Below are 12,117 nucleotides of genomic sequence, written 5' to 3'. Positions count from 1 at the left end.
GCCCGTCCACACTGGAAGCTTGCGGCGACCCACGAGGAGAACACGATGATAGGCAACGAGAATGGTTTCAGCGCCCCGCCCGGCAGCAGCGGCAGGGGACAGAGCGCGGACGATGAAGAGGCCGTCGGCCAGTTTTCCGTCCCCGGCGAAGACGACAATACGATCGAGAGCGCGTCCGTTGCGGATGTGCCCGACGCCCTGAGCGGCGTCAGCATGGAATTGCTGGAAATCAAGCGCAGCATCGAGGACGGCATGCGGCAAAGCATCGCGCAAGCGGGTGGCGCGCGCGCGGCCGACGCCTTCAGCGACAGCGGCAATATCCAGGGCGTGTCCATCGGCCTGGGCGAGGGCGCCAGCGACAGCTCGTCCGGCGAGCCGGGCTTGCCGGCCCTGACCCTGTACGTGGCCGAGCCCACTTCCGTCGACCGCGCCAAGGCCGCCATCGTGGGGGCCATGGGCGTGCGCGCCGTGGCCAGCGACAAGGTGCCCGTCAACATCGTCGTCACGGGCGTGATCGATGCGCAGCCCCACCGTTTTCGCCTGCGCCCCGCGCCGGGCGGCGTGTCGGTCGGGCATTTCCGCATCACGGCCGGGACCATCGGCTGCCTGGCCGTGGGGCGCAGCGCGCCGCGCAACAGCCGCCTGATGATTCTTAGCAATAATCACGTGCTGGCCAATTCCAACGGCGGCGTGTTCAACGATTGCATCGTGCAGCCTGGCCCCATCGACGGCGGCCGCTGCCCGCAAGACCAGGTGGCCGTGCTCGAGCGTTTCGTGCCCATCAATTTCAGCGGCGGCGTCAACTTTGTCGATTGCGCCACCGGCTGGGCCTGGCCAGACAGGGTGCGTCCCGAACTGGTCTACCTGAGCGGCGGCGTGCCCGCGTACTTCCGCATCAGCAATGCGCTCGTGGCGCCCGCACTGGGCATGATGGTCGGCAAGTCCGGCCGCACGACGCAATTGACGCAGGGCCGCATCACGGGCCTGGGCGCCACCATCAACGTCAATTACGGCGGCGGCCGGATCGCCCTGTTCCAGGACCAGATCGCCATCACGGGCGTCAGCGGGGCGTTCAGCGCGGGCGGCGATTCCGGCTCGTCCATCTGGACCTGGAACCAGCAGCGCAATCCCGTCGGCCTGCTGTTTGCCGGCGGCGGCAACATCACGTTTGCCAACCAGATGCGGCGCGTGGTGGTGGCGCTCGACATCAATTTGTACACTTGAGCACGCTTTAGGAGCAGGCAAGGCGGCCCCGCGCCGCCTTGCCTGACGCTGTTTTTTGCACGATGACGATCTTGCTCAAGTCTTGCTCAAGTCTTGCGCAAGGGCGGCTGTCGCGCATGGTCTTGGCCGGCGAAGCGTGCTGCAGCGCCGGTTGGCCGGGTGTATCATGCAAGGCATCGGGAGGGTTTGTCATATCAGGAGGGTGTGTCATGTCAAACAGTAAGTTCGCACAATCGCCATATGCCGTCTTCGAGGACGCCGCCATGCCGTACTTGCCGGATGCCCCTCCTGGACAGGGCCCGGGACAGCATGCCCAGGCCGCGCCGCACGGCCGCCTGGAAGCGGCCCGGCGGCGCAACGAGCGGGCGCTGATGGCCATCGACGGCGTGGAAGGCGTCAGCCTGGGGCAGACGGCCGTGGGCAAGGAAGCGCTCGTCGTGTACCTGCGCGACTCGTCCGTCAAGCGGCGCGTGCCGTTGCAGGTCGAGGGTTATCCGGTGGAAACGAGCATCACGGGCCAGATCGATATCCAGCAGCGCTAGACCAGCGGGACTGGCAGTGGGGGCATCAGGCCGCAGATGGCGGCGGAAGGCCTGTCGCCAGGCCTTCCGTGTTTACTGTCAGCCTGGGCTCAGGCGACCGATCGCTGCGGCCACGCCCGCGCCATAGGCGGGGTCGCACAGGGTGCAGTTGCCGATGTGGCGTTGCTTGACTTGTTCCGAGGCGCCCGAGATGGCGCGCGCCGTATTGTCGAACAAGGCTTGCTGCTGCGCCGCGGTCATCAAGCGGAACAGGGCGCGCGGCTGCGAATAGTAATCTTCGTCGACGCGGTGGTTCCAGTGGTCGGCCGCGCCTTCGATGCTGAGCGGCGGCTCGCGGAAATCGGGCTGTTCGGCCCATTCCTGCTCGCTGTTCGGTTCATAGCCCAAGGTCCCCCCCTGGTTGCCGTCGACCCGCATCTGGCCGTCGCGGTGATAGCTGTGGAACGGGCATTTCGGCGCGTTGACGGGGATATGGCTGTGGTTGACGCCGAGGCGGTAGCGCTGCGCGTCGCCATACGAGAACAGGCGGCCTTGCAGCATCTTGTCCGGCGAAAAGCTGATGCCGGGCACCACGTTGGCCGGATTGAAGGCCGCTTGTTCCACTTCTGCGAAATGGTTGTCGGCATTGCGGTTCAGTTCCAGCACGCCCACCTCGATCAGCGGATAGTCGCCGTGCGGCCACACTTTCGACAGGTCGAACGGGTTGAGGTGATACGTGCCTGCCTCTTTTTCCGGCATGATCTGCACGTACAGGGTCCAGCGGGGGAAATCCTTGTTTTCGATGCTTTCATACAGGTCGCGGTGCGAACTTTCGCGGTCCTTGCCCACCAGTTCCTCCGCTTCGGCATCCGTCAGGTTCTGGATGCCTTGCTGGGTTTTAAAGGTGAACTTGACCCAGAAACGCTCGTTTTGCGCATTCAGGAAGCTGAAGGTATGGCTGCCGAAGCCGTGCATGTGGCGGAAGCTGCGCGGCAAGCCCCGGTCGCTCATCACCACCGTCACCTGGTGCAGGGCTTCCGGCAGCGAGGTCCAGAAATCCCAGTTGCTGTTGGCGCTGCGCAAGCCCGTGCGCGGGTCGCGCTTGATGGCGTGATTCAAATCGGGGAATTTCAAGGGGTCGCGCATGAAAAACACGGGCGTGTTGTTGCCGACCAGGTCCCAGTTGCCTTCTTCCGTATAAAACTTCAGGGCGAAGCCGCGGATATCGCGTTCCGCGTCCGCCGCCCCCCGTTCGCCCGCCACCGTGGAAAAGCGCGCGAACATCGGCGTTTGCTTGCCCACTTCGCCAAAGATTTTCGCCCGCGTGTAGCGCGTGATGTCGTGCGTGACGGTGAACGTGCCATGCGCGCCGGAACCCTTGGCATGCATGCGGCGCTCGGGAATGACTTCGCGGTCGAAGTGGGCCAGCTTTTCCAGGAACCACACATCTTGCAGCAGGGCGGGGCCGCGCGGGCCGGCCGTCTGGATGTTCTGGTTGTCGACTACGGGCGCGCCAAAGGCGGTGGTCAGCTTTTTCATTGGACTCTTTCTTTATAGGGGAGGTCAACGGACGAGCCAGGGCCTACCCAAACACTGGCTGGGCTGAGCGTGTACGACGTGCTCACCGAGGCTGGTCCAGAGTAACAAATTTCTAAAAAGCAAATTCAGTGTAATCCATTTCGGAGCCGGCAACAGCCCCGCCACGTCCGGGGAAGCGGCTTGCCCATCATAGCCTCTCGGCCTTGTCCAGCCCAACACGATTGACCTGGCGCAAAGCGCAGCGTGATTTTCCGACGTATTGGCGATATGTATTGGCGGTATCAGCGATATTTGGCCCAGTTCGCCCGCAGCCACGTCAGCACGGCGGCATGGCCGCGTATGTCGGCGGGCAAGTGGCGCTGGATCAGGCGTTCGCATTTCAAGGCCGTGGCCAGGCTGCCGCCGGACCAGCTGTTGCAGCTGTACAGCACTTCATACCATTCGTGGCGGTTCAGCAGGGAGCTGTCGGGGATGCCGCGCTGCGCCGGGTCGTCGCCCGCCGCCGGGCCATCCGGATAGCTGAACTGCAAGTCGCTCTTTGTCATGGGGCCCAACCGGTGATCTGCCATGCCTGCCTCGCGATGAAGTTGTGCGCGAACAGCTGTCCGTGCCAGGCAAGCTTATGCCACCGGCAAGCATTCCATTTGGCAATATGGGCCGGCCTTGACCTGGCTTAAAACTTGTTCCAGTTATTGTGCCGGTGCTCCGTCGCTTCCTTCATCAGGTGGCCGGCGCGCAGGGCGTCGTCCGCTTGCACCGTCATGGCCAGTTCCTGGATGGCGGGCGGGTATTCGTGGTGGGCCGCTTCTTCCAGCAATTCGCGGCCTTTTGCCAGATCGCGCGGCACGCCGCGGCCTTCGCGGTAGGCGTTGTACAGCAGGAACATGGCGTGTGGATTGCCCAGTTCGCTGGACTTGTCCAGCCAGTGCGCGGCGGTCACGGGGTCTTTCGGCACGCCTTCGCCATTCGCGGCCAGCAAGCCCAGCATCAGGGCCGCCTTCGCGTGGCCTTGCTGCGCCGCCTGGCGGTACCACAGCCATGCCTGGGCCGGCGTGGCCGCGCGCAGCATCTGGCCCAGCTCGAAGGCCGCTTCCGTGTCGCCCGCGCGGGCCGCCTGTTCGAACAGGCTCAAGGCCTCGGCACGGCGTTCGGCGCGGGGCTGGTAAATCAGCGCCAGTTCGCGCTCTGCGACGGGCATGTCCTTGCCGGCCCAGCTGCGCACCTTGCGCTCGGCCTGGTGGTCGCCCGCCTGGCGCGCATGCATGGCGACGGCTTCGATTTCCGCCGCCGTGGGCGGTGGCGACGCCTGGCAAGCGGCCAGGACGGAGGCCAGCACGACGGCGGGCAGGGAGAGTGCGTGTTTCATTGTGATCAGCTTTCATCAAAACGGGCCGGAACTGCGCTTGTTCCGGCCCTCGGACCTTATTTGCTCAGGTCGATGCGGTACTTGGCAAAGCCGCTGGCGTCGAGTCCGCCTTCGGCCGCCACGTTGGTGATGCCGCTGCCTTGCGCCAGCGCCAGATGGCCGGGCGCCGAGCGCAGGATCACTGGACCGGCCGTGGCCGTCTTGACGAAGCTCCAGCTGCGCGCGCTGCCATTGTTGGCCAGGGTCACCTTGCCGCCCTTGGTGCTCAGCGACGCCAGGTAGTTGCTGACCACGGCCTGGTTCGCATCGGGCGACTTGATGATGGTCTTGCTGCCATCGATGCCCGGCACGGCGCCGCCGCCACCGGCGCGGTAATCGTTGGTGGCGACGATGAAGTCATCGCCATCGGCCACTGGCGCACCCTTGTACGTGAGGTTGACGATGCGGCTGCCCGGCTTTTTCGTCACGTCGATCTGGTATGTCAGTGCATTGTTTTCCGCGTAGAACACGTCATAGTTATAGATCGTGCCATACGACGGCACCAGGTCTTGCTCGGCGCCGCTGGCCGGGTCGATCTGGTTGAATTGTTTGGCCGACGTTTCCAGCCACGCTTTCAAGTCCGCGCCCTTGATCTTCACGGCTTGCAGGTTGTTGTTGCTATATAAATACAGGTCGCCCGGATTGCGCACTTGCAAGCCGACCGGCGCGGCAGGGGAAGCGCCAGCGGCCACGTCCGTGAAGTCCGACGGCCCGTTGCGGCCCGCCTTGAATGGCGCGCTGCAGGAAATGACGGGGATGTTCTTGTAGCTGGACAAGGTGGCATCTGTGCTGGTGGCGATGAAATTTTTCACGTAATCGAGCTGCGCCTGGTTCACCAGCTGGATGGCGCTGACGTCGCCCACCAGCGCGAAGTAGGCGGACATCTCGAAATCCGTGCTGATGCCCAGCGGTTGCTTGGCGTAGGCGATGGTGGCCGCGTGCTCCGTGGCCACCAGCGGGGCGATGGCCGGGTCGGCTTTCACGAGGGTCTTGCCATCGGTGTATTTGAAGCCGCGCGATTCCACCGTCGTCTTGGCCGGCTGCACCACCCATTTGCCGCCCTGATAGGCCATGGTCAGCTTGATGATGCCCAGACGGCGGCCCCAGCTTTGCGCCATGACGGTAGGCACGCCGTTGACGAAACCGTTGACGGCGTCGATCTTCGCGCTGGCGGGGAAGGCGGCAAACGAGGCGTCCAGGGCGGCTGCGCCTTCTTCCTTGCCTTTCGGGAAGATCAAGTGAGAATGGCCGATCATCAGCGCATCGATGCCCGTGCTGGTCAAGTGATAGCTGCCGTTTTCCATCTTCGGGCTGTAGGCGCTGGTGTCCAGGCCGCCGTGCGACAGGGCCACGACGAGGTCGGCGCCCTTGTTGCGCAATTCCGGCACGTATTGTTTCGCCGCTTCCTGCACACCCGTCACGCTGACTTTGCCAGCGAGTACTTTCTGATCCCATTCGAGGATTTGCGGCGGCACAAAGCTCAGCACGCCCACATTGATTTTCACGGTCAGCTTGCTGCCGTCGGGCGCCGTGGCGGCGAAATCGCGGGGCAGCAGGGTGTAGGGCTGGAAAATCGGCTTGCCGCTGGACACGCCGACGACATTGCTCAGCACGGAAGGGAAGGCCGGCGCGCCGCACGTGCCCGTCGGCTTGGCCACGCCGGGAATGCCGAAATCCGTGTTGGTGATCTGGCTCAGGTAAGGCAAGCCGTAGTTGAATTCGTGGTTGCCCATGCCGCCCGCATCGTATTTCAGCGCGTTCATGGCCTTGTGCACGGCCAAGGTGCCGCTGCACGGAACGGGTGCGGCCACGGCTTGCAGGTCGGCCAGCAAGGTGCCCTGGATGACGTCGCCATCGTCGAGCAAGACGTTGTTCGGATTTTCCGCGCGCGCCGCCTGGATCAGGGTCGACGTGCGTTCCAGGCCCAGGCTCGTGTCTTCGGCCAGCGCGTAATAGTTATAGCTGAGGACATTCGAGTGGATGTCCGTGGTTTCCAGCAAGGCGACGGTGACCGTCGTGCCTTCTGGAATGGCCGGCGCCGTGTTCGAACTGCCGTTGCAACCGACGAGACCTGCACTTGCCAGCGCCGCCAGCATGACCCAATTTGTTTTCATTGCCGCCCTTAGAATGATTCAAAAGACGCGACTGTAACGCCGGCATATGACGCCACCATGACAGTGTGGCAGGGCGCATGGCGTCGTGCCGGCGCATCAATGCGCCGGCAGCTTTATCAACACCTCATTGCTGAAGTATGGTTCATCCTCCACCCAGAAAATATAGTCCAGGCCCAGGTAGTTGCGGGCAAAGTCGAGGACATCCTCGACCGAGTTTTTTTTCCCGGTGCGGGGATTGATCTGGCGCAGATTGCCGTCTTGCACGGCCATGCCTTTGACCAGATCGGCCGGATAGTCCTTGATGAAGCCGTAGCTTTGGCCCATATGGCTTTTTCGATACGGCATCAGGTCGGGGCCGCCCACGCCCATTTGCAGCGTTTGCGCTTGCGCAAACACGCTGCGCATATAACCCTTGTCGCTCCACGGAAGCCATTCACCTGGCAAAAAATTCAAATACACCATGGTATTGGTGTGAGGAAAGGCGCCGGCCAGCACCCGCATGTTTTCCTTGATGGCATCGACATACTGTTGCGGCTTGAAATCATCGGGAAAAATCGTATTTCCTTTACCGTCTTCGACGCCGATGTCGATCGAGCTTTCGCTGAAATTAATGCCCTCGATTTTTCCGTCGAATTCCTGGCCCAGCGCCCGGATCAAGCGCTGGTAACGGTCGCGCACCGGTTGTTCCCACATCTTTGGCGACCAGCCGTATTCATCATCCGTCACCGGTTTGTGCGGGTCGCGCTCCGGCGCCGAGAGCATGCTTTGCTTGATGATGCCGCCCTGGTAGCGAGGATCGCTGAGCAGATAGGCCGGCACATTATGGCGCGGCGTGAAGGATTTTTCCTGCAGTTGTATCCACAGTTTTTTGCCGATTGAATCGAGAAAGGCGATGTCGTGGCGGATCGCCGAAAAATCATACCGGTCCTGTTGCGGCTCCAGGCTGCGCCAGGTGTAGACGATTTGCGCGCCACGGAAGCGGGCATCGTTTAACGCTTTATCCGAGCGGATGTTTTCCCCGTTCAGTTCACGGTGACTAAAGTAAAGATAGTGCTGGATCGGCTTTTTTATGTCTGCGGCAATGGCGCTGCCCATCATCAAAACAAGTACGGCAAGAAGCCTTATGGAGTTGCGCAAGAACATCGATTCCTTGGTGATTGTGAAAATTGAATTGTGGCAAGATGGAGTATCTTCACGCGCCATGCAAGCACAATTGATCAAGCGCGACAAAATCTAATTTTGTATCAAATCTATATCTTCTGCTGATCTTTTGGCCAATTCAGGATTATTGCTATTATTTAAAACCCAGGGAGCAAGCTTGCCATTTTCAATAATTTCTTTTTTGGAATAGATTATACTAAAATAATCCTGTAGTTTGTTATTGTCTGTCGGTAACGGCAAATTTTTCTTCTCTTCAGGGATATCTTCGAAGTAATACCTTGATTTTTCCAATGAAGGATACTTCTTTAGCAAATAATCATTCACGGTATATGGCTCATAATTTCCCACGAATAAGTCTTTTGTCAAAATTCCTGTAATTGTAATTTTATTGATATGTTTTTTTAAATATTCAAAATTCTCTTTTGTGGTCGAGAAGTCGGATTGTAAAATTGTGTTATTTTTCGACAATTGCCTGACCACAGAAAGCCGAACATGATCGCCATTGATCTCTATTACTTTGAAAATGTAATAATCCGTTTGAATGCTTTGGCTTCCACCATTAACCCCTGTTGTTTTGTTGAAAATAAAACTTCCAATTTGCAATTTATGCTCAGGGCTGTTAATGGTTTGTTTCCATATATACGGGTTGTAAATCATTTTCTTAAAAGAATATATGGAGATGAGAGCGAGCAGGCTTATTATCAGTATTTTTTTCATTGGCTAGGCGAGAATAAAATATTTAAGAGCGGCTTGCTAAGGGCTAATAAAATCGAAGCCAGCCGATGTGATGCTCGCGCGGCCGCACGGCTGAGAAGCACGGCTGTATGTCTGCACGGGGGGCAGAATCAGTCTTCATCGCATCATCCAGGGGCTGTCGACAACAGTTCAGCCGCCACGCGCTTACTTCGATGGCATCGCCGACGAGTTCGCACTCTAGCACGTCGAGGGCCGGGATACTGATCCTGCTGGTAGCGCATGGATTCCTCTTTTTCACGGTGGCAGGCAAAGATCGCCAGACAAATGCAAGTTGGTTGCATTATAATTCGAAAACGCAATTCATTTGCATTAGTGCGACCTTCGCCAACTCAGCCAGCCTAAGGAATCCCCATGCCACAGCGCAAACTCCCTGTCACCGTCCTGTCCGGCTTTCTCGGCGCCGGCAAGACCACCTTGCTCAACCACATACTGCGCAACCGCGAAGGCAAGCGCGTGGCCGTCATCGTCAACGACATGAGCGAAGTCAATATCGACGCTTCGCTGGTGAAAGACAGCGCGGCGGCGGCCGGCGCGGCCCTGTCGCGCACGGAAGAAAAACTCGTGGAAATGTCGAACGGCTGCATCTGCTGCACCTTGCGCGACGATTTGCTGCTGGAAGTGCGGCGCCTGGCCGCGGAAGACCGCTTCGATTACCTGCTGATCGAATCGACGGGCGTGGGCGAACCGATGCCCGTGGCCGCCACCTTCGACTTCGAGGATGAGCACGGCGACAGCCTGAACGACGTGGCGCGCATCGACTGCATGGTCACCGTGGTCGACTGCGCCAACCTGCTCAACGATTTCCACAGCGAAGACAGCCTGGAGCAGCGCGGCGAAATCGCGGGCGAGGGCGACGACCGCCAGCTGGCCAATTTGCTCACGGAACAGATCGAATTTGCCAATGTCGTCGTCCTCAACAAGGTCGACATGGTCGCGGCGGACGAGCGCCTGCGCGTGCTGGCCATTTTAAAAGCCCTCAATCCCGGCGCGCGCATCATCGAAACGAACCAGTCCGTCGTGCCGCTGGACGCCATCCTGGGCACGAACTTGTTCGACCTGGAGCAGGCGGCCGGCATGCCGGGTTGGGCCCAGGAACTGGCCGGCGTGCACACGCCGGAGACGGAAACGTATGGCATCAGCAGCTTCGTCTACCGCGCCAAGGAGCCGTTCCACGCGCAGCGCCTGCACGATTACATTGCCCAGCCGATCAAGGGCGTGGTACGCAGCAAGGGATATTTCTGGCTGGCCAGCCGGCCCGAATGGGTGGCCAGCCTGTCCGGCGCGGGCAAGCTGATGAATATCGAACCCGTGGGCCTGTGGTGGGCGTCCGTGCCGAAGGAGCGCTGGCCCACGGATGCGGCCTCGCTGGCGGAAGTCAAGGCGGGCTGGAGCGAAACGTATGGCGACCGCTACCAGGAGCTCGTCTTCATCGGCCAGGACATGGACCAGGCCGCCATCGAGGCGGACTTGAAGAAATGCCAACTCAACTACACGGAAACGCGCCAGGGCATGGCCGCCTGGCGCAAGCTGCCGGACCCGTTTCCGCAGTGGCAGCGCATGGAAGAACTGGAAGATTAACCATCGAGAGGAAAGACATATGACAGAATTGATCCCCGTCACCATCATCACGGGTTTTCTCGGCAGCGGGAAAACCACCTTGCTCAAGCGCATATTGCAGGGCGATCACGGCGTGCGCATCGCCGTGATCGAAAACGAATTCGCCGCCGAAAGCATCGACCATGGCTTGCTGGTGCAGGACAGCGACGAGCAGATCGTGGAAATGAACAATGGCTGCATCTGCTGCAGCGTGCGCGGCGACCTGATCCGCATCCTGGGCGAACTGCACGCCAAACGCGAATCCGGCACCATCGCTTTCGACCACGTGATCATCGAAACGACGGGCCTGGCCGCGCCCGGCCCCGTGGCGCAAACCTTCTTTGCGGAACCGTCCGTCAGCGAGTACTACATGCTCGACGCCATCTTGACGGTGGTCGATGCGCGTCATGCGCAGCAGCAATTGACGGCGCACAAGGAAGCGCAGGAGCAAGTGGGCTTCGCCGACCGCATCCTGCTGTCGAAGACGGACCTCGTCGGCAAAGACGAGCTGGCCGCGCTGCGCCAGCGCTTGATCGCCATCAATGGCCGCGCCAGCATCCAGAAAGTGCGCTTTGGCAATGTGCCCTTGCGCGATATCCTGAACATCCGCGGTTTCAATTTGAACGCCATCGTCGAGCTGGAGCCGGATTTCCTGGGGGAATTGGGGCACCGCCATGGCGACGGCGTGCAATCGTTCGTCTATCACCAGTCCCGGCCCCTCGATTTGCTGCAGGTAGAAAATTTTCTCGATGCCGTGGTGCAGCTGTTCGGCAGCCAACTGATGCGCTACAAGGGCATCCTGTACGTGGCCGACGTGCCGTGCCGCGCCGTCTTCCAGGGCGTGCACATGCTGATGGGCTCGGAACTGGGCGCGCCGTGGGGCGACGGGGAAACGCGCGCCAGCAAGATGATCTTCATCGGCCGCGACTTGCCGCAGGATATGCTGATTCGGGGCCTGGACCGCTGCGTGGCCAAGGCGGACAGCCCCGCCGAGGTGGCGGCGTGAGCGTGGAAGCGGGCTTGCCCGCCCTGGCGCTGATCTTTTTGCTGGGCATGCGGCATGGGCTGGAACCGGACCACCTGGCCGCCGTCGACGGCCTGACCCTGCGCAGCCAGGCCGCGGCGCCCCGCTGGACGCCGTGGATGGGCGCGCTGTTTGCGCTGGGCCATGGCGTCACCGTGCTGGCCATCGTGGCCGTGGCCGCCGTGGCGTCACAGCAATTTTCACCGTCGGAAACCGTGTTCGGCTGGCTGGAATGGCTGCCCATCGCCTTGCTGCTGCTGATTGCGGCCCTGAATGCGCGCAGCTTGCTGGCCGGCGCCCAGCTGGCCGAGGTGCGCGGCCGGCTGCTGCCGCGCTGGCTGCGGGGCGCATCCGGGCCGCTCGCCGCCATTCTCGTCGGCATGCTGTTCGCGCTGGTCTTCGACACGGCCCTGCAGGCCGCCGCCTGGGGCTACGCGGCCGTCGCGCTGGGCGGCATGCAGCCGGCCTTGCTCACGGGCCTGGTATTCGCCGTCGGCATGGGCGTGACGGATACCTTCGATGGCTGGGTCACGGCAAAAGTCATGCGCACCGGCCAGATTGACCTCGTGCGCGCCTTCCGGCGCCGCCTGGGCTGGCCCATCGTCGCCATCTGCGTGGCCATGGCCGCGTACATGGCCGCCGGCAAGCTCGACCCGGCCTGGTCGCTGCCGGAAAGCTGGACGGCGGCCCTCGGCGCGGCCATGGTGCTGCTGATGGCGGCCCTGTACGGCTGGACCTTGCTGGGTTTGCGCCGCGTGCGTGCCTGAGGCGGGGGCG

12 protein-coding genes are annotated in these 12,117 nt (G+C 61.3%); 5 read left to right on the top strand and 7 right to left on the bottom strand.

The features are described from left to right. Positions 1-45 precede the first annotated feature (45 nt). Positions 46-1,224 (top strand): hypothetical protein, encoded by a 1,179-nt coding sequence (locus tag O0879_RS04745; protein WP_289905039.1) that lies wholly within the window; start codon positions 46-48, stop codon positions 1,222-1,224. A 7-nt stretch (positions 1,225-1,231) separates the two neighbouring features. Here the strand turns inward: O0879_RS04745 and O0879_RS04740 are convergent, their stop codons facing one another. Beyond that, positions 1,232-1,417: a hypothetical protein gene (locus O0879_RS04740; protein ID WP_289914989.1), complete on the bottom strand. Its 186-nt coding sequence runs from the start codon at positions 1,415-1,417 to the stop codon at positions 1,232-1,234. A gap of 16 nt (positions 1,418-1,433) precedes the next feature. On the opposite strand from O0879_RS04740, the gene O0879_RS04735 reads away from it, so the two are divergent. After that, on the top strand, positions 1,434-1,766 hold the full coding sequence (locus O0879_RS04735; protein ID WP_289914988.1) for a hypothetical protein: 333 nt from the start codon (positions 1,434-1,436) through the stop codon (positions 1,764-1,766). A gap of 78 nt (positions 1,767-1,844) precedes the next feature. Here O0879_RS04735 and O0879_RS04730 read toward each other — a convergent pair whose 3' ends face one another. The 6 genes from O0879_RS04730 to O0879_RS04705 form a co-directional block, all read right to left on the bottom strand. Beyond that, positions 1,845-3,284, bottom strand: a complete 1,440-nt coding sequence (locus O0879_RS04730) for a catalase (RefSeq protein ID WP_289914987.1) — start codon at positions 3,282-3,284, stop codon at positions 1,845-1,847. A gap of 281 nt (positions 3,285-3,565) precedes the next feature. After that, a complete protein-coding gene (locus O0879_RS04725) occupies positions 3,566-3,829 on the bottom strand; it encodes a hypothetical protein (RefSeq protein WP_289914986.1) in 264 nt (87 codons plus the stop codon). Positions 3,830-3,957: 128 nt separating this feature from the next. Then, positions 3,958-4,650 (bottom strand): tetratricopeptide repeat protein, encoded by a 693-nt coding sequence (locus O0879_RS04720; protein ID WP_289897976.1) that lies wholly within the window; start codon positions 4,648-4,650, stop codon positions 3,958-3,960. Positions 4,651-4,706: 56 nt separating this feature from the next. Then, positions 4,707-6,803, bottom strand: coding sequence for a bifunctional 2',3'-cyclic-nucleotide 2'-phosphodiesterase/3'-nucleotidase (locus O0879_RS04715; protein WP_289914985.1), 2,097 nt, complete (start codon positions 6,801-6,803; stop codon positions 4,707-4,709). Between the two features lie 96 nt (positions 6,804-6,899). Continuing rightward, a complete protein-coding gene (locus O0879_RS04710; protein WP_289914984.1) occupies positions 6,900-7,946 on the bottom strand; it encodes a hypothetical protein in 1,047 nt (348 codons plus the stop codon). Between the two features lie 90 nt (positions 7,947-8,036). Continuing rightward, positions 8,037-8,621 carry a hypothetical protein gene (locus O0879_RS04705; RefSeq protein WP_289914983.1) on the bottom strand — a complete coding sequence of 195 codons (585 nt, stop codon included), beginning with the start codon at positions 8,619-8,621 and terminating at the stop codon, positions 8,037-8,039. A gap of 450 nt (positions 8,622-9,071) precedes the next feature. Here O0879_RS04705 and zigA point away from each other — a divergent pair, with 450 nt between their 5' ends. The 3 genes from zigA to O0879_RS04690 are packed head-to-tail and all read left to right on the top strand — an operon-like array spanning position 9,072 to position 12,107. Continuing rightward, positions 9,072-10,298 (top strand): zinc metallochaperone GTPase ZigA, encoded by a 1,227-nt coding sequence (gene zigA / locus O0879_RS04700; RefSeq protein ID WP_289914982.1) that lies wholly within the window; start codon positions 9,072-9,074, stop codon positions 10,296-10,298. A 19-nt stretch (positions 10,299-10,317) separates the two neighbouring features. Then, positions 10,318-11,322, top strand: coding sequence for a GTP-binding protein (locus O0879_RS04695; RefSeq protein WP_289914981.1), 1,005 nt, complete (start codon positions 10,318-10,320; stop codon positions 11,320-11,322). After that, entirely contained in the window at positions 11,319-12,107 is a 789-nt protein-coding gene (locus O0879_RS04690) for a hypothetical protein (protein ID WP_289914980.1), read from the top strand. The genes O0879_RS04695 and O0879_RS04690 overlap by 4 nt, the downstream gene beginning before the upstream one ends. Positions 12,108-12,117 lie beyond the last annotated feature (10 nt).

Source organism: Janthinobacterium sp. SUN120 (genome assembly GCF_030397735.1).
GTDB lineage: Bacteria > Pseudomonadota > Gammaproteobacteria > Burkholderiales > Burkholderiaceae_D > Janthinobacterium > Janthinobacterium kumbetense.
This window is presented reverse-complemented; position numbering and strand designations above follow the sequence as displayed.